We start from the raw sequence: 18,261 nt of genomic DNA on the forward strand, positions 1-18,261 counted from the left end.
AAAAGAGTTGAAGTATTATACCCATTTCATGCAAGCCAAGTCATTACTTGCACTTAAAACTTAAAGCGCTCTACGGCACTTGTTAAGGAGTGTGCAAGTTGATTTACGTCTTCACTTTCGCTTGCTAGGGTTGTCGCGTTTTTGGCATTCAAGGTTGCTTGCTCTGTCACCTTGGCCATTATTTGTTGAATGTCGTTACTGTTAGTCAATTGCTCATGTGATGCATGAGCAATCTGCTCACTCATCTGATTAACAGACAACAATGTGCTTTTAATACGCTCTACGGCTTTATTTAGTTCAGTGCTGTTTTTAACACATTGCTTGGCTTGGTGTTGGCCATCGGTAATGTGTTCTTGAGTTGTTTGAGTGTGCTGTTGCAATGTTTGGATCATGGTGTTTATTTCGCTAGTCGAGGTCTGTGTACGTGCAGCTAATGATCGAACCTCATCAGCAACTACAGCAAACCCGCGTCCGTTTTCACCCGCTCGCGCTGCTTCAATTGCAGCATTGAGTGCCAATAAGTTGGTCTGCTCGGCAATGCTGCTAATTGTTTCAACAATGGCTTCAATAAGCTGAGTGTGTTGGGCTAGTTCCTCAGTGCTGCCTACTGCTTTATCAAGGCGCTGTAATAAAGTTTCTATACTTAGACTATTTGTATTAGCAATCTTGTTTACGTCATTGGCAAATTGCGATGCATTGGTTATTTCACTTGATGTTTTATCTGCTTGTTCATAAACCGCTTGTGAGTTAGTTAGCATATTTTGTGCAAGCGATGTTGCCTGTGCGCTTCGCTCCAACTGCTGTTGTGCAACAACCGTCATTTGCTGACCTTTTTCACTGGTTTTAATAGCGCTGCGGTCTAGTTCATGGGCGTCGCTACTAATTGCGCCAATTAACTGGGTAAGGTCTTCACTGAGTTTATTTATGTTATTTAGCAAAGTACCAAATTCATCTTTACTGCGCGGATGGCTTCGCTTTGATAAATCACCTGAGGCGATTCGGGCTAAATCGCGGTTTACTTTTTTAAGCGGTTTTAGCATTGCGCGAGTTGTAAAAATAGAGATAGCGATAATCAATATAATTAAAACAAGCGTAATAATTACTACAGAACTAATCCCAGTATTTATGGCGGCCTTTGCATTAGTTTGTAAGGCATTAAAGCGCTCATCAGCCAATTTATTAAGTTCAATAAGCTGACCTTCTGTTGTTATAAATTGCTGTTGAAAGTGTTCAAAATTTTGAGCCGCAGCAATAGTACTTTTGAGTACTTTATTTTGTTGGGCATAAATTCCTGTATCGTTGTTAAGTAACTCTCTTAATTGATTAAATTTAGCCGTTAAATTTTTAGCATTAAACGCATTATTAAAGGGTAGCGCTTGTTGCTCTAAATAGGTGAAATTAGGTTGGATGTTATCTAGTAGAAATAGGGTATCTTGCTGATGGCTATTTAAATCATTGATACTTGTAGTTTGAGTAATGCTTTTTATATTATTGCTTAAGTTAAACAATAAATCATCTATACGGGTCGCTGTTCCAAACATCGCATTAAGTAGCGCCTGCTGTTTTGCAGGCACTTCTAAAAGTTCTATATCAAGTAAGTTAGAACTTAAATTGTAAAGTTGCTCGTTAAACGTTGCTGATAATTCTATGGTGGAATTTTGCGCTACAAACTTACTCTCTTTAGCACTAAACATTGCGACACTTACTTTAGTCAGTTGCTCGAAGCCTGCGTTGGTACTGGTGAGTAAATTTTGCATTGTTATTTGTTGATTTAGTTGAGTGCTTAACGAATTGAGCATATCGCTAAATTGTTGTTGCTCAGCTTGCGCCTGTTTTTTATTTTGTTGAAGTAAATCAAGGTTTGCTTGGCTGTAAGCTAAGGCGTTAAATTTAGTAATAGACAGTAATGATAGCCTTAAATCTTTACTGAACTGTTGTACCGGAACTGCTAATTTTTCGGTTCGGGTATTGTTAACGCTAATTTTGTTTAATGACCAATAAAAAAACACACTACTTGTTAGCACCAATAAACCAATGGCTGTAAAAGCTAAAATTATTTTATGTTTGATCGCAATTGAACGCATAACTTCATCACAATAATGGGTCTTTAATTATTGTAGCATTACTGTAATTTATTGGTTGGTTTTGTGTTAAACCTTGATGCACTGTCTTTTTTTACCAGCAATGATTAGCATGGCCTCATTTCCCTTACCCCAAAACAGTACCTCTTCACTTATATATTTATTCCCTGATGCACTTTTTTCGTGATTAAGTACATGCACTTTATTGTTAAAGATAATTTCGGCTTCAGAATTATTAATAATATTGAGTTTTACGCTCTCATCATCGCATTGGTAAGCAGTACTGGTTTGTAAATCACTACATGCGGTTAAGCTTAGTAAAATAGCGATTAATGCTAAATATACTTTCATTTTTTCTCCCATCTTCTTTAAAAGTAAGTTAAAACGCAGGGCAAAATTTTAATCTAATGTAAGAATAACAAAGCAAAATTAACCGTTGGTGAAAGTAGCGCTTTACGTTATGTTTATAGCAATATTTTTTGAGCTCGGAAGCTTTATGGCAGGCACTAACCTTTTAACGTTATTAGACGATATAACCACTTTACTTGATGACATTGCGACAATGAGTAAGGTAGCAACAAAAAAAACAGCGGGTGTATTAGGCGATGACTTAGCACTCAATGCACAGCAGGTTACAGGTGTTGCAGCAGAGCGTGAATTACCGGTTGTTTGGGCTGTGGCAAAGGGCTCATTTTTAAATAAAGCGATACTCGTACCCGCTGCTTTATTAATAAGCGTATGGCTGCCTTGGTTAATAACACCGCTTTTAATGATGGGTGGTTTGTTTTTGTGTTTTGAGGGAGCTGAAAAAGTATTTGCTAAGTTTTTGCCTCATCACAATGAAGTGGTAGATGAAGATGAAAAATTAGATTTAGTAGAGTATGAAAAACAAAAAATAAAAGGGGCAATAAGAACCGACTTTATTCTTTCTGCCGAAATTATTGTTATTACTTTAGGCACTGTGGCAGGCGCTACGTTACTTAACCAAGCTTTAGTGCTTTGTGTTATCGCAATTATAATGACGATTGGCGTTTATGGCTTAGTGGCCGGTATTGTAAAGCTGGATGATGCCGGGCTTTATTTACTCAACGAATCTAAAGTGTCAGCTAATAAATTTAAAGAGTTACTTGGTAAAGGCTTACTCGCAGCAGCGCCTAGGTTGATGCAGTTTTTAGCATTTGCGGGCACCATTGCAATGTTTTTAGTAGGCGGCGGGATTTTAGTGCATGGTGTTGAGTTATTGCATCATACTCAAGTGGATGTAACGAGCTATGCTCAGTCTGTTGCTGGCGGCACAGGAGAAGTATTAGCGCCTCTCTTGTTTGATGGTTTGCTAGGTGTTATTGCCGGCTTAGTTGTTGTGCTTATACATGTAGGTTATACAAAGTTATTTAAAAAATAGTTTATAGCTGGCGTACTTGTTGCGCCAGCTATATTTAAATTCACTCATTCACAGTTAGCTATTTTACAAAGCGATTCTAATTCAAATTGTGCTTTAGTATTTTTTTGCTCAATGGCCTTTTTATACCAATAAATAGCCTGTTGATAATTTTGAGCTATTCCCTGACCATCACGATACATTTGCGCTAAATTTAATTGCCCCCATTGAGAACCCGCTTCAGCAGCTAGCTTAAAGCTATTAAATGCTTCAAAAAACAACTTATCTTTAAAATAAATAATGCCTTGTTGATTGTTTTTATCGAGTTTTAAACCTTTATATAGTGGCTTAGGTTTGGGAGGAAACATCACAAACCCGCCATAAAGGCTGTTGGCATAAGGTCGCAGCACGTCATAAATAGCTTCGTCTTTATACAAACGCTTTACTTCATCACGAGGGAGGGTGATTGTTTTAGTGGAGAAGTAATTGTCTTGAATTAGTTGGCTGGTACGCATTGCCAAGGTAATACTATTATTACGTTTATAGCTGTAGTTGCTTATCTGAAAGGTAATAAACTGCTTATCAAAACTTAAAACTTGAGCAATTCTTAAATTGGTTAGGGTCCAGGGTTCGTGTGTAAATTTGTCGGCGTGTACTAAGTAGGTGTCATATATTTTAGGTGTATTCAAATAGCTTTGCTTTTGAGTCTCGGTATCAAGGTGTTGTTGATAAAAAAACGAAACAATCCAAAGCAATAAAAATACGCCAATAAAGTATTTAGGTAGGCTTAGTTTTTCTATTAACGGTAGTTGCGGTATTTTAACAGGTTCGCTTTTTCCGCATTGATAGCACTCGCGTTTATAGCTTAATTTTAAGGCAAGCATAGGTAAAATGCTAAATCGTAAATAGCGGCTTTTATTTACTAAATGGTAGGCGTCGCTTTGGCAGTGAGGGCAGCGTGTTATTTGTGCAAAATGTGGAAATGATTCACTCGTGTTGAAAAGTAACATAAAGCACGCTCCTTGTTTAATTACCTAAAGGTAAAACAAGAAGCGTGTTAGTTAAAGCTACAAACTGTAAGTAAGTATGTCTGTTATTACTTATTTTGAGCTTTAGGCTTGATAGTGGTTTTTGCATCGGCAGCCATTAGAGCAAATACAGCATATGCAGCGGTATTTTGACGAAGCTTAGCAGGTGTCACTTTATCAAGCGTATCGTCAGCTGTATGGTGGTAATCAAAGTAATCTGTTCCATCTTGAGCAAGTTCAAAAATAGGCGCTGACGTTGCTGCTTTAAGTGGAATTAGATCGGGGCCACCATTCGCTTGGTTTTTACCAATGTGCTCAATATTTAACGGCGCAAGTTCTTTTGCTATAGCGCGAACTACAGGAAGTGACTCTGCGCTTACGTTCGACTCAAAAGCATATACAACATCGGCGCCAAAATCAGACTCAGCGGCTGCAACAATATTGCTTAGCTCGTTTTTATGCTCTGCAAAATAAGCTTTTGCCCCCCAAAGACCTAGCTCTTCAGCTGCAAAAAGTACCACACGAATACTGCGCTTAGGGCGTTTTACATCGCTAATATGTTTAGCGGCTGCCATTGTTAGTGCAACGCCTGCGCCGTCATCTAATGCGCCAGTCCCTAAGTCCCAAGAATCTAAATGCCCCCCAATTAATACATATTGCTCAGGGTTTTCGGTACCATTAAATTGGCCAATAACGTTATAACCAGTGCCTTCACCAAGGCTTTCGGTTTGCACATTAATATTTACCGACACTTCTTTATTTAAAGCAACTAAGCGTGCTATTTGATCTGCATCTGGGTTAGCAATTGTTACGTTAGGTATTTTTGTAACACCTTCTTTGTAGTAACTACCGCCAGTGTGTGCAAAGCGATGATGACCGGTACTAACCGAGCGCATCATGTAGGCAACAGCGCCTTTTTTAGATGCTTCTATAGCGCCTGTACCGCGTGCTTTTACAGCAGGTCCGTAACCATTCCCGTCTATGTCGCGGTTCATACGGTAATTAATATACGCAATTTTACCTTTTAAACTGTTTGCCGGTGCGGCTTTTAATTCATCAAGTGTTTCGAATAATACAACCGGCGCTGTAATCCCATCTTTTGGCGTGCTTATACTGTTACCTAATGCAGTTAAGTGCAGTGGTTGCTCGCTTGGTGTTAGTATTTTTCCGCTTTCGCTATAACGGCGCCATTCAGGAAATGTGGCTTTTTCTAACCATACTTTATCAAAGCCCAGTTCATTAAATTTGGCTTGAGCCCATGCCACGGCTTTTTTATCGTTTTCGGTACCAGGAAGGCGTGGGCCTACTTCAGTTGTTAATGACTCTAGTAATTTATAACTTAAATCACTATTTAGTGCAGAGGTGCGCACTTTGTCTACTTGTTGTAATTGCTTTTGGGTAAATTCGGCGCTGTTAGCGTTTGCAGCCATACTGCTAGTAAGCAGCAGTGCGGTAATTAATTTTTTCATTTTGGTAGGCCTTTTTAATAATTAGCGCTATTAGAGCATGTAACAAACATGATAAAAAATAGATGAGATGAATAGGCTTTGTAATAGGTTTAAAGCTGTTAGGTGTGAATATTTAGATATAAAAAAGCCCGCGTAAATGTACGCGGGCTATATTTTAAAGCTGTTATTTAAGGCATTTATTTAAAAGCTAAATTGCGCAGCTAAACGAAGATTTGTGCCCTCGCCAACAGTTACATTATTTGTGCCGCCACCACCTAAATAGCTTTTATCAAATAAGTTTTCGATGTTAAGGCGTAAGTTAATATCGGTATTACTTAAGTTAAACTTATAAGTTGCACCTACATCAACACGCGTATATGCATCTTTAGTAATTGTATTGGCGCTATCGGCAAAGCGCTCACCTTCGTAAAAAGCACCAGCATTAAGTGCAATGGCGTCGTTTAATTCATAACGCGTCCAAAGTGATGCCGACCATTTTGGTGCATCGGTAGGGCGTTTACCTTCCAATACTTCATCGCGTTCAAAGTTAGCATCTAGATACATAGTTGATGCCATAACAAATAAGCGGTCAGTAGCGGCACCTTGTGCGCTTAGCTCAAAACCTTTATGGCGTTGTTCACCTACTTGGTTTGTTTCACTTGTGAATGACCCAATAGGAACTTCAAGTTGTTCGCTAACAAGAGTACCTTCTTTGCTAATATCAAAAATAGCACTGGTAAGCATTAGGCGGTCATCAAATAATTGCCATTTAATACCAATTTCTCTTTGCTCAGATGTAATAGCATCTAATTTCATACCGTTATTTACATCTGTTTCATCAATTAATGTTTCACTGCCTTGAGGCTCGAAACCTTCTGAGTAACTAGCGTATATAGTTGCAGAAGCATTTGGGTGATAAAGCACGCCTACTTTTGGTACAAATGATTCGTTATCTGCATCTTCTCGTGTTTGTTTGTCGTAACGACCACCCAATGATAGTTGCCACTCAGGCGAGAACGAAATTAAGTCTTGAACGTAAATTCCGTAGTAGTCGTATTCAGTTTCGCTTACTGTATCATCTGTTTTATAGCTTACTGATGGACGAGATGGTTCTGCTTGTCCTGCAGAAAAATCAAAAGAGTCGGCAGAGGTACGACGTTGCCCGTAGTAATAATCAAGCGAGTTTGCGCCAATTAAAAATTGGTGCTGTAAGCTACCTGTTTTAAATTCACCAATAAAATCAATAAATGCAGTTTTAAATTGCCAATCATCAAAACGGTCGTAAGGGCGAGATTCATAACTATCGCCTTCAACAAAGTCACTTGGCATATTCGGTGCTGATTCAAAGCGTTGGCGCTCAAACGTTTGTTCGTTATAGCCAAGCTTTACTTGCCAGTTATCGGTTAAAAATACTTCTAGGTCTACACCTAGGTTTTCTACGGTTATGTCGGTAAATGCCCAAGACATATCACGGATTGTTTTATCATCACCAATTACATTGGCATTATCGTCTATCCATGCGCCAGTATCTAAACCTGCTTCGTCGTCTGTGCGGTCGTAATGCACACGTACTAATGCGTTGTCGCTAATATCGTAATCTACAACTAAAGCACCTAAAAAGCGGTCACGCTCGCGGTTTTCACCGTTTTGGTATTCACGCCAGTAATCAACATCTTGTTTAACTAAAATACCACGAGCACGTAAATCTTCAGATTCAGTCAAGGCGCCTGCAGCATCTACCATAAAGCGAGTTGAACCATGCTGATCTACATCGGCACTGGCATTAAATAATGTTTGTGCTGTAGGCTTTTTAGTAACCATGTTCACCAAGCCACCCGGACCTGATTGACCATATAAAATGCTCGATGGGCCTTTAATTACTTCAACTTGTTGTAAAATTTCGATTGGTTGTTGGTAGTGCGACCAATGCTGATGCCCATCACGTAAATAACCTGTTGATGAGCTTAGCTCAAACCCACGTAAGTTAAATACCTCACGATTTCGTTGTTGTGAGCCTGCAGTTAAGCTTGCGTCATTTGTGAGTACTTCGCCAAGGGTAGTGGCAAGTTGCTCACTAATAATAGTGTCGGTTATTACGGTTACAGATTGTGCGGTTTCAAGTAAAGAAGCTGATGTTCTCATTGCGCCATTAGCGTTATCTACTTTGTAATCGTTAAAGTAGCTACCTTTTACTTCTATACGCTCAAGGTCAGTAGTGTTTGCGTATGTGTTTGTTGTAATGCTTGCTAATAGTGCTATGTAAAGAGAATTCAGTTTCATTGATTGCTTCCAGCGCAGTTATGTAAAAAACAATCGAGATCCTAATGCAAATTACTATCATTTTCAACATCTTTTATTAACATGCTTTATAGTGTGTTTGTTAATGGTTGCCAATTGCGAATTCTGCTATTATTAGCAACATATTTAGTGGGGCTTTCCCCCATGTTATTTTTATTGCTATGGAACTTACTGTGACTTCAACTGCTTTTTCATCTTTGGCTTTACCAGCTGGACTCGTTGATAATTTATCAACACTTGGCTATGCCCACATGACACCTGTACAAGCGCAAAGTTTACCGCCTGTACTTGCTGGTAAAGACATCATTGCTCAGGCAAAAACCGGTTCAGGTAAAACTGCTGCGTTTAGCTTGGGTGTACTCGCTAAATTAAACGTAAAACGCTTTCGTATTCAGTCGTTAGTTTTATGCCCAACCCGAGAGCTTGCTGAGCAGGTTGCGGTTGAAATGCGCAAATTAGCGCGCGGTATCCATAACATTAAAATATTAACGTTATGTGGCGGTGTATCAATTGGTCCACAAATAGGCTCGCTTGAACATGGCGCGCATATTATTGTTGGTACACCTGGGCGTGTTGATGACCATATTCGTAAAGGTACTTTACGTTTAGATGATGTTGAAACATTGGTACTTGATGAAGCCGATCAAATGCTTGATATGGGTTTTCAAGATACACTTGATGCAATTATTGAGCGCATTCCACAAAATCGTCAAACATTGTTATTTAGTGCAACATTCCCAAGAGCTATTGAAGCAATTGCTAAGCGTGTACTTAAAAATCCAGAAATGGTTAAAGTAGAAGAAGAGCAAGCCAAAAGCACAATTAAGCAGTACTTCTACAAAATGGATAATAATAAGCAGCGCTATCCAACGCTAAAATTATTATTACTTAAATTTACACCACAAAGCTGTGTTGTGTTTTGTAATACTAAAGTAGAAACACAACAAGTGTGTGACGATTTAGCTGATGAAGGCTTTAGTGCTGTTTCGCTACACGGTGATTTAGAACAGCGCGATCGTGAACGTACGTTAATTCACTTTTCAAATAAAAGTGCTTCAATACTTGTTGCAACCGATGTTGCTGCACGTGGTTTAGATATTGACGACATGGATATGGTGATTAACTACCATTTAGCACATGACACGCAAACACATGTGCATCGTGTTGGTCGTACTGGTCGCGCTGGTAAAAAGGGCATTGCATGTTCTATTTACGGTGAAGCAGAAGCGTTTAAAATTGCTCAAATAGGCGAACATTACGAACGTGATATTACTCCAGAGCAAATGCCACCATTTAATTTATTAGACAAGCCACCGTACCGCCCTGAAATGGTTACTTTGATGATTGATTCAGGTAAAAAACAAAAAGTACGTGCAGGTGATATTTTAGGTGCTTTAACGGGTAAAGATGGGGTTGCAGGTCGTCAGGTGGGTAAAATTAACGTACTTGATAACGTAGCGTTTGTTGCTGTTGAGCGTAACTCATTAAAACCTGCGCTTCGTAAATTAACCGAAGGCAATATTAAAGGGCGTAAAATACGCGCACGTCGCCTTACTCGTTAATTTAAACTTCTAAATTAATAGATTAACGAGCAGCTACCTTTAGCTGCTCGTATTGTGTTTGTATTTTTTTAAACTCAACTTCACAGCCATTTGGTTTATCTGGGTGCACTTGTAATGCAAGTTGTCTCCAGCGCTTTTGAACATTTTTAAGAGTGAAATTTTCAGGTAACTTCCATTCTAAAGCCAATGCTTTAAATTCATTTTCATTTAAAGTCTGTTGTGGTGATATCGTTTTAAACTGACGCCAAAAGCTATTTAAAAGCTCATCAATCTGCTCTTCACTGGTATCGTAATTATGCCAATCTAAATAATAATCTCGCAAATTTTCGCTTGTTGTTACTAAACTATTATCTCCTTTTTCTAAAAGCTCGATATGCAGAGCTGAAATGAGTAAACTCTGAGGGCGTAATTGTGCCTGCAGTTGGTACAGTGCATTCATAATTAAAAAGTTACGTTTAAATAAATCACGTTCAGGACTTTTATCGAGAGTGGTCATAGCGCTGCGGTTTGTCAGTTCTGCTGCTAAAGTATGAACTTGCCAAACCTGCTTTGTTAGTATTAGCTCAAAAATCTCATCAATCAGTGGGTTAAGCATTGTTTAGGTCCTAGTAGTTGGTGTATCTTCAATAAAGATTACACTGATATAAGTAACGGTTTGAAGGATTAAAATTATGCTGGGCAAGTTAAAATGCCTCTTATTTACTATATGCTGTGTACTAATAGCTCCTAGCTATGCCCAAAATAATGATTCGTTATTTGAGCAATTCAAAAACGAAGTGCAGTGGGAGCCTAAATTACAATTAGCAAACATGCTACTTGCTAATAAAAATGCCTCCAAAAAAGAGCGTGTCGCTGTTTATTCGGCATTGGGTAATACTGCGTTATCGGTTGATAATTTTAAAGACTCATTACATTACTTTAAATTACTTGAACAACATACTTCGGATACTTTCTTCCCTGATGAGCACTTTCGTGCAATAAAAATGCAAGGTGTTGTACTTTTTTATCAAGGCTTATTTCAAAAAGCGATTATTGAATATACCCGTACCCTAGCATTAGCAGAAAAGAATAAGCAATTACTAGAGCAGGCAAACTTATTAAATAATATTGGTTTGGCCTATTTTAATATGAATAAGCTAGGCGATACCCTAGAGTTTTATTTAAAAGCAAAAGCTATCTACGAGGCGTACGGCAGCGAGCAAGATAAAACCGATATACTACTTAATATAGCAGGCGTTTATATACGCTTATCACGCTACGATAGTGCGTTTGGTCTTTATCAAGATGTACTTAAGGTTTATCAACGATTAGATGATAAAAGCGGTATTGCGCAGGTATATAACAATATGGGTGTTGCCCATATGGAGAGTAATCAATTTGACTTAGCACTGCATTATTACCAGCTAGCGCTACGCTATTATATTTCAGCTAATGATTACAATAAGTTATCTACACAATATACAAACCTAGCAAATACTAATTTAGTATTAAAAAAAGTGGATGAAGCGTACGAGCAAGCTAAATTAGGTGAGTACTACGCCCTTAAAATAGATAACCATAATTTAGAGCTTAATGCGCTACATGCGCTGGCTAAAATTCAGTTTGTTAAGGGCAACTTAGAAGAGGCGCAAATAAATTTAGATAGAGCAATTTTACTTGCTCATGAATATGGTAGTGAGCGAATAATTAGAGAGAGCTTGGGGGCCAAAGCACTTCTTGAAGCCAGTAAAGGCGATTATTCAAGCGCAATGGCTTTGCAACAAAAATATATTAGTGAGTTGCGAAAGCTCAGAAGTACGGCAATTATAAATGCACTAGCGGTACTTCAGCATCAATTTAAAGCAACGCAATTAAACCAAGAGATAGAAAAACTTAAACAAGATCGCCGTGTGCAAGAGCTAAAAATGTCGCAGCGTTCTCAGCTTACTTTATTCTCTTTTTTACTATTACTTTTAGTTGTCGTAACTGGTATTGCGCTTTATCGCCGTGGTGCAGAAAAACGCGCTAAGCAGCAGTTAACAGAACAAGTTACGCAACGTACTGCAGAATTGCAGGCAATTGCACAAGAGCTGAGAGAAGCCAACGATGTTAAAAGCCAGTTTTTGGCTAATATTAGTCACGAAATTCGCACTCCACTAACGGCTATTTTAGGGCAAACAGATGCTTTAATTAATGAATTATATGAGCCTGAGTCACTTAAAGATGAATTAAGAGTAATTCAGCGTCACAGTGACCATTTAAAAAGCTTAATAAATGATGTACTCGATTTAAGTAAAATTGAAGCCAATAGATTAGAGTTAAATATTTCGTGCTTTGATATTGTAGAGCTCGTAAATGATGTGCACGCAATGTTTATCACCCAAGCAAAAGCAAAAAATCTACATCTTATTTTAGACAATCAAGTGGGTAATGAGTTTTACACTAAGCTGGATTTAATACGCGTAAAGCAGATTCTTATAAACTTATGTGCAAATGCTATTAAGTTTACTCATTCAGGGCAGATCATTATTGCATTAAATAAGAGTGAGCAAGGACTAGTTATTATTGTAAAAGATACCGGTATTGGTATGAGCTCTAAACAGTTAAAGCTTATTTTTGAATGCTTTAGCCAAGCTGATAACAGCATTAGCCGTCGCTTTGGTGGTACAGGGTTAGGCCTTAGCTTATCGCAACAATTAGCTGCGATGATGGGTGGTTATATCAGCGTACAAAGCGAATACAAAAAGGGCAGTCAGTTTTCGTTCTTTTTACCGTGCGCAGAAGTAAATAAATCTCAAAGCATGATTGAAACTCAAAGTGCTCCTAAGGCAAATAAGCAATTAGCAGGGCGTGTTGTACTTGCGGAGGATCATCCTGATAATCGTAGGTTAATAAGTCGTTATTTACGCTCAATGGGACTCGAGGTTATTGCTGTTGAAAATGGTGAGCAAGCGGTAGAGCAGTGCTTAAAAGAATATCCAGATTTGGTATTGCTCGATATTCAAATGCCAGTGATGGATGGGCGTTCTGCTTTTCAGCTATTAAAACAATGTGGTTTTGAGCGACCTATTTTTGCTTTAACAGCAAATGCTATGAGTCATGAAGTGGATGGTTATTTAGAGTTAGGGTTTACTGGTTACTTAGGTAAACCGATAGACAAAGAGTCATTTTATAAAGCGCTTTCTAGTCACCTACATAATGCAGAAGATCAGCCAATTACAAAGCAAAATGAAGTTGATATGAGCGATCTTGTGATTAGTTTCAAGCAGAGCTTTGCTTTGGAGAGTGAAACGATTACGCAGCATTTTATAAGCGAAGATTTAGATGCGCTACAAAAAGATAGCCATCGCATTTTAGGGGCTGCACAAATGTTTGGTTTGGATGAAATTGCGCAATCGGCTAAAAATTTAGACAGAGCACTTCTACGCAGAAGCCAAAAAAGCAGTGCAAATGATTTTAAAGCGCTCGTTGATACGCTGCAGGGTGTACTTAAAAAGTATAATGAAAGTTAAACTGTATTTAATCCAGACACAAAAAAAGCGCCTAAGGCGCTTTTTTATTCAATTAAAACGCTTTTATTGGCGTCTCATCGAATCAAAAAATTCATCATTGGTTTTGCTCATCGATAGTTTATCGATTAAGAATTCCATTGCATCAATTTCTGACATGTCATGAACAATTTTACGTAAAATCCAAAGCTTTTGAAGTTCATCTGGTTTTGTTAGTAATTCTTCACGACGAGTACCTGAGCGGTTAAAGTCGATAGCTGGGAATACACGTCTTTCCGCAATTTTACGGTTAAGGTGAAGTTCCATGTTACCAGTACCTTTAAACTCTTCGTAGATAACTTCATCCATTTTAGAGCCAGTATCGATAAGAGCTGTAGCTATGATTGTTAAGCTACCACCTTCCTCAACGTTACGTGCAGCACCAAAGAAGCGCTTAGGTTTATGTAATGCGTTAGCGTCAACACCACCAGTAAGTACTTTACCTGATGAAGGAATAACGGTGTTATAAGCACGTGCTAAACGAGTGATTGAATCCAATAAGATAACAACATCTTTTTTATGTTCAACTAGGCGTTTTGCTTTTTCGATAACCATTTCGGCAACTTGTACGTGGCGAGAAGCTGGTTCATCGAACGTTGATGCAATAACCTCACCTTTAACTAGGCGCTGCATCTCTGTTACTTCTTCCGGACGCTCATCAATCAGTAATACCATTAATGTTGCATCTGGATGGTTATGCGTAATTGATTGCGCAATATTTTGAAGTAGCATTGTTTTACCCGCTTTTGGCGGAGCTACTAACAAACCACGTTGGCCGCGGCCAATAGGAGATGCTAAATCAAGTACACGGGCTGTAATATCTTCTTTACTGCCGTTACCACGTTCCATGCGAAAACGTTCGTTTGCATGTAATGGAGTAAGGTTTTCAAAAAGAATTTTAGTTCGAGAGTTTTCAGGTTTATCAAAGTTAACTTCATTTACTTTAAGTAAAGCAAAGTAACGTTCACCGTCTTTAGGTGGACGAATAAGACCTGAAATTGAATCGCCAGTACGCATGCTGAAACGGCGAATTTGGCTAGGTGAAACATAAATGTCATCTGGGCCAGCTAAGTAAGAGGCTTCTGATGATCTTAAGAAGCCGAAACCATCTTGTAAAATCTCTAATACACCGCCGCCGAAGATATTCTCTCCGCCTTTGGCATGGGATTTAAGAATGGCAAAAATGATATCTTGCTTTCTTAAGCGGGCTACGTTTTCGAGCCCCATGGACTCAGCTAAGTCTACAAGCTCTTTAATGGACTTGTCTTTTAATTCGCGTAAATGCATATTGGTGGGTTCTTTATTACAGTTGTCATACTCAAAATCGCTTTGATCGTTGAGTGAGGTTTGTTGAATATAACTAAGGATTAGTTGGCTTTATAAACTAGCAGTTCACTGGCAAAGCGTCCAGTCTTTATACAAAATAAATTTAAAAAAGGGCAAAAAGCCCTTTTTATTGTTCTAGCTTACAGTTAGATGTTGTTTTCTAAAAACTCAATAAGTTGAGTTTTTGAAAGAGCACCTACTTTCGTTGCAGCTACTTGACCATCTTTAAAAAGAAGTAAAGTAGGGATACCACGAATACCAAATTTTGGCGGTGTGCCAGCATTTTGGTCAATGTTTAATTTAGCAACAGTCACACGGCTGTCGTATTCATCAGCAACTTCGTGAAGAATAGGGGCGATCATTTTACAAGGTCCACACCATTCAGCCCAGAAATCTACTAGTACTGGTTTGTCAGATTGTAATACGTCAGCTTCAAAGCTATCGTCAGTAATTTGGATTATTTTCTCGCTCATTGCGCTCTCCGATTTAGTTAGGCGAAATATTTAGTGCGTATTTAAACACTCTTGTTTCTTATTGCAAGTTTAAACGTTATGCTTAAACGCTATGACTAAGACACATTTAACCGATAAAAAGTTTTCAGACTTTGCTATCGCACCGGAAGTGGTTGCCGGTTTAACCGAGAATGGGTTTGAATATTGCACACCTATTCAAGCAAAATGCCTACCTTTTATTTGTGATGGACGCGATATCGCGGGCCAAGCTCAAACAGGTACAGGCAAAACGTTGGCGTTTTTAACTGCCACGTGCCATCGGTTATTACAATCTAGCAAAGCACCTAGTAAACATCCAAGAGCCCTGATCATGGCCCCTACTCGGGAGCTTGCGATTCAGATACACAAAGATGCTAAAATTTTAGCGCCGCACTGTAATCTTAACTTAGGTTTAGTATATGGTGGCGAAGATTACGAAAAACAACGTGCACAACTAGAAAAAGGCGTTGATATTTTAATTGGTACTACAGGTCGTCTAATTGATCTGTATAAGCAAGGCTGTTACACCCTTAATGAAATTGAGGTAGTCGTGCTTGACGAAGCTGATCGTATGTTCGATTTAGGTTTTATCAAAGATATTCGCTATATGTTCGATCGTATGCCAGATACATCAAAGCGTTTAAACTTATTATTTTCTGCCACATTGTCGTATCGCGTACAAGAATTAGCTTTTGAGCACATGACAAACCCAGAACATGTTCAAATTGAACCTGACGTTAAAACGGGTAAACGTATTCAAGAAGAGCTATTTCATCCTTCGCAAGAAGATAAAATTAAGCTGTTGTTAAGCTTAATTGAAGAAGAATGGCCAGAGAAAGCAATCGTGTTTGCAAATACCAAGCACAGTTGTGAAACAGTATATGCTTGGCTTAAGTCAGACGGTCATCGTGTAGGTATGCTTACTGGTGATGTTAACCAGAAAAAACGCCAAACTATATTAGCGCAGTTTAGCAAAGGCGACTTAGACTTTTTAGTTGCGACTGATGTTGCAGCGCGTGGTCTTCATATTCCAGAAGTAAGTCATGTATTTAACTTTGATTTACCTGACGATTGTGAAGATTATGTTCACCGTATTGGTCGTACTGGCCGCGCTGGTGCATCAGGCCACGCAATTAGTTTTGCATGTGAGCAATATGCATATAACCTGCATGAAATTGAAGAATATATAGAGCACAGCATTCCTTTATCACATTATGATAAAACAGCATTGCTAGATGATTTAACTCAGCCTATCATTCAAAGAAAGCGCAACTATTCAACAGGTCCACGTAACCGTAGTAATAACAGCGGACGTCGCCCAAATAATAGTTACCAAAAAGGACGGTCGTAAACGACCGTTTGTATAAGTAGTAGTAACTAGAGGTTTTTGAACGGTGGGGCAACTTAAACCGCAAAAAAATGTGTACGCAGTTATTGATTTGGGCTCAAATAGCTTTCATATGCTTATAGCCAAATCAATTGCTGGCGGTCTACAAACAATTGGACGTGTTAAACGCAAAGTCCGATTAGCCGCAGGGCTTGATAAAGATAACGTATTGAGCACTGAAGCAATGCAGCGAGGCTGGGAATGCCTTGCCCTTTTTGCTGAGCGTCTACAAGATATCCCAGATAAAAACATCACCATAGTAGCAACAGCCACCTTACGGCTAGCCACTAACGCCGAAGTATTCAAAAATCATGCAGAAAAGATTCTTGGCCATAACATTAATGTTATTAGCGGAGAATTAGAAGCGCGTACAATTTATAAAGGTGTTGCTCATACTTCATCTTGTACTGGCAAACAGCTTGTTATTGATATTGGTGGTGCAAGTACCGAAGTTGTAATTGGTAAAGCATTTGATGCCTTACATTACAAAAGCCTCAATATGGGGTGTGTTACCTATCTTGAACGCTATTTCAAAGACTGCCAATTAAGTAAGAGTAACTTTAACGCAGCCATAAAAGCAGCTCGTACAGTCATTGATGAAATTTCTCCAGAATATAAAACAGCGGGATGGCAAATTGCATCTGGTGCTTCTGGCACAGTGCAAGCAATTCAAGAAATTATGGTCGCTCAAAATCTTGACGATTTACTTACGCTTGAAAAGCTCAACACTATAAAAGAGCAAGCAATTGCATTTAGCACTATTGCAGCGCTAGACCTTCCTGGATTAAGTGAAGACCGTCGACTGGTATTTGTATCAGGGCTCGCAATCTTAATCGCACTATTTGAATCTCTTGAAATAGAAAAAATGGGATTGGCGGGTGGAGCACTGCGTGAAGGCGTTTTATATAGCATGGTTCCGGAGTTTCATAATAACGACATTCGTAAACGCACAGTTGATGGGTTTATGAGTCGTTATCACGTTGATCAAAAACAAGCGTGTCGGGTTTCAAGCTTAGCTATGCAGTTAGCGGTAAGTATTGATAAAGATTGGCCAATTGAAAGTTTAAATGGGTTACCACTATTAAAAGCGGTAGCTCAGCTTCATGAGATTGGATTACTAATAGAATATAAGCAGTACCATAAACACACCGCTTATATTTTGGAAAATACTGATATGCCTGGTTTTTCACAGTCAGAGCATAAATTAATAGTAGCGGTAGCGGATGCGCATCGTTCTGATTTTCCAAAAGGCTGTTTTAATTCACTCGGCGTAAATAGTCTATTGGCGCAATATATAGTGAGATTACTACGGATAGCAGTCATCTTATCAATGCGCAGACAAGATGATGTACTGCCTATGTTTGAGTTAACTGCTAAAAATGAAGTGTTAGACCTTAAGTTTGAAAGTAACTGGTTAAAAGATCATCCATTAATGGCCAGCGAGCTACAACAAGAGTCTAAACAGCAAGGTAAACTTGGGTGGAAGCTCATAGTAAACTAATTAAAAAGGCCCATCAGGGCCTTTTTAGTGTTTAAAGTAACCATTTCGATGCAAATATGTGCGAACGGCACATTATTTCAAGTTTTCTTCAAAAAAAGGTTGATCTGTTTTCGGATCTCCCTATAATGCGACCCCACTGAGACGGGAAACGCCAACGCATAGCGAGGCAGGAACAACTCAGAGAGTTAAATAAAACTTCGGTTTTAAATCTTCCAAAAGAAAGTTTAAAACTAA

General features: G+C 38.7%; 13 protein-coding genes. 5 read left to right on the forward strand and 8 right to left on the reverse strand.

The window, feature by feature from the left end; genetic code table 11:
* Nucleotides 1-53: 53 nt before the first annotated feature.
* Both I6F48_RS12665 and I6F48_RS12670 read right to left on the reverse strand, forming a co-directional pair.
* On the reverse strand, nt 54-2,084 hold the full coding sequence (locus I6F48_RS12665; protein ID WP_197119569.1) for a methyl-accepting chemotaxis protein: 2,031 nt from the start codon (nt 2,082-2,084) through the stop codon (nt 54-56).
* A gap of 66 nt (nt 2,085-2,150) precedes the next feature.
* Nucleotides 2,151-2,432: an MliC family protein gene (locus I6F48_RS12670; protein WP_165729321.1), complete on the reverse strand. Its 282-nt coding sequence runs from the start codon at nt 2,430-2,432 to the stop codon at nt 2,151-2,153.
* A 145-nt stretch (nt 2,433-2,577) separates the two neighbouring features.
* Between I6F48_RS12670 and I6F48_RS12675 the strand changes: the two genes are divergently transcribed.
* A complete protein-coding gene (locus I6F48_RS12675) occupies nt 2,578-3,483 on the forward strand; it encodes a DUF808 domain-containing protein (RefSeq protein WP_165729320.1) in 906 nt (301 codons plus the stop codon).
* A gap of 44 nt (nt 3,484-3,527) precedes the next feature.
* On the opposite strand, the gene I6F48_RS12680 is transcribed toward I6F48_RS12675, so the two are convergent.
* From I6F48_RS12680 to I6F48_RS12690, 3 genes are all read right to left on the reverse strand, one after another.
* On the reverse strand, nt 3,528-4,469 hold the full coding sequence (locus I6F48_RS12680) for a tetratricopeptide repeat protein (protein ID WP_024589662.1): 942 nt from the start codon (nt 4,467-4,469) through the stop codon (nt 3,528-3,530).
* An 86-nt stretch (nt 4,470-4,555) separates the two neighbouring features.
* A complete protein-coding gene (locus tag I6F48_RS12685; protein WP_165739343.1) occupies nt 4,556-5,956 on the reverse strand; it encodes a M20/M25/M40 family metallo-hydrolase in 1,401 nt (466 codons plus the stop codon).
* A gap of 180 nt (nt 5,957-6,136) precedes the next feature.
* Nucleotides 6,137-8,215, reverse strand: coding sequence for a TonB-dependent siderophore receptor (locus I6F48_RS12690; RefSeq protein ID WP_197119570.1), 2,079 nt, complete (start codon nt 8,213-8,215; stop codon nt 6,137-6,139).
* A gap of 191 nt (nt 8,216-8,406) precedes the next feature.
* Here I6F48_RS12690 and dbpA point away from each other — a divergent pair, with 191 nt between their 5' ends.
* A complete protein-coding gene (dbpA, locus tag I6F48_RS12695) occupies nt 8,407-9,795 on the forward strand; it encodes an ATP-dependent RNA helicase DbpA (protein WP_007580581.1) in 1,389 nt (462 codons plus the stop codon).
* 22 nt (nt 9,796-9,817) lie between these two features.
* Here the strand turns inward: dbpA and I6F48_RS12700 are convergent, their stop codons facing one another.
* Nucleotides 9,818-10,390, reverse strand: a complete 573-nt coding sequence (locus I6F48_RS12700; RefSeq protein WP_121954361.1) for a DNA-J related domain-containing protein — start codon at nt 10,388-10,390, stop codon at nt 9,818-9,820.
* A gap of 76 nt (nt 10,391-10,466) precedes the next feature.
* Between I6F48_RS12700 and I6F48_RS12705 the strand changes: the two genes are divergently transcribed.
* Nucleotides 10,467-13,286 (forward strand): ATP-binding protein, encoded by a 2,820-nt coding sequence (locus I6F48_RS12705; RefSeq protein ID WP_007580583.1) that lies wholly within the window; start codon nt 10,467-10,469, stop codon nt 13,284-13,286.
* Nucleotides 13,287-13,349: 63 nt separating this feature from the next.
* Here I6F48_RS12705 and rho read toward each other — a convergent pair whose 3' ends face one another.
* Nucleotides 13,350-14,609 (reverse strand): transcription termination factor Rho, encoded by a 1,260-nt coding sequence (gene rho, locus I6F48_RS12710; RefSeq protein ID WP_166419578.1) that lies wholly within the window; start codon nt 14,607-14,609, stop codon nt 13,350-13,352.
* A 185-nt stretch (nt 14,610-14,794) separates the two neighbouring features.
* Nucleotides 14,795-15,121, reverse strand: coding sequence for a thioredoxin TrxA (gene trxA, locus I6F48_RS12715; protein ID WP_002960942.1), 327 nt, complete (start codon nt 15,119-15,121; stop codon nt 14,795-14,797).
* 91 nt (nt 15,122-15,212) lie between these two features.
* Here trxA and rhlB point away from each other — a divergent pair, with 91 nt between their 5' ends.
* Together rhlB and gppA are read left to right on the forward strand one after the other, a co-directional pair.
* Nucleotides 15,213-16,490: an ATP-dependent RNA helicase RhlB gene (rhlB, locus tag I6F48_RS12720; protein ID WP_165741477.1), complete on the forward strand. Its 1,278-nt coding sequence runs from the start codon at nt 15,213-15,215 to the stop codon at nt 16,488-16,490.
* A gap of 43 nt (nt 16,491-16,533) precedes the next feature.
* Nucleotides 16,534-18,027, forward strand: a complete 1,494-nt coding sequence (gene gppA / locus I6F48_RS12725) for a guanosine-5'-triphosphate,3'-diphosphate diphosphatase (RefSeq protein WP_166377832.1) — start codon at nt 16,534-16,536, stop codon at nt 18,025-18,027.
* The last annotated feature ends 234 nt before the right edge of the window (nt 18,028-18,261 follow it).

This window comes from Pseudoalteromonas sp. SWYJ118 (assembly GCF_015864505.1).
GTDB classification, from domain to species: Bacteria; Pseudomonadota; Gammaproteobacteria; order Enterobacterales; family Alteromonadaceae; genus Pseudoalteromonas; species Pseudoalteromonas arctica.

Coding starts and splice junctions, on each gene's coding strand:
- I6F48_RS12665 (WP_197119569.1), bottom strand. CDS start 2,084: ATGCGTTCAATTGCGATCAAACATAAAATAATTTTAGCTTTTACAGCC.
- I6F48_RS12670 (WP_165729321.1), bottom strand. CDS start 2,432: ATGAAAGTATATTTAGCATTAATCGCTATTTTACTAAGCTTAACCGCA.
- I6F48_RS12675 (WP_165729320.1), top strand. CDS start 2,578: ATGGCAGGCACTAACCTTTTAACGTTATTAGACGATATAACCACTTTA.
- I6F48_RS12680 (WP_024589662.1), bottom strand. CDS start 4,469: ATGTTACTTTTCAACACGAGTGAATCATTTCCACATTTTGCACAAATA.
- I6F48_RS12685 (WP_165739343.1), bottom strand. CDS start 5,956: ATGAAAAAATTAATTACCGCACTGCTGCTTACTAGCAGTATGGCTGCA.
- I6F48_RS12690 (WP_197119570.1), bottom strand. CDS start 8,215: ATGAAACTGAATTCTCTTTACATAGCACTATTAGCAAGCATTACAACA.
- I6F48_RS12700 (WP_121954361.1), bottom strand. CDS start 10,390: ATGCTTAACCCACTGATTGATGAGATTTTTGAGCTAATACTAACAAAG.
- I6F48_RS12705 (WP_007580583.1), top strand. CDS start 10,467: ATGCTGGGCAAGTTAAAATGCCTCTTATTTACTATATGCTGTGTACTA.
- rho (WP_166419578.1), bottom strand. CDS start 14,609: ATGCATTTACGCGAATTAAAAGACAAGTCCATTAAAGAGCTTGTAGAC.
- trxA (WP_002960942.1), bottom strand. CDS start 15,121: ATGAGCGAGAAAATAATCCAAATTACTGACGATAGCTTTGAAGCTGAC.
- rhlB (WP_165741477.1), top strand. CDS start 15,213: ATGACTAAGACACATTTAACCGATAAAAAGTTTTCAGACTTTGCTATC.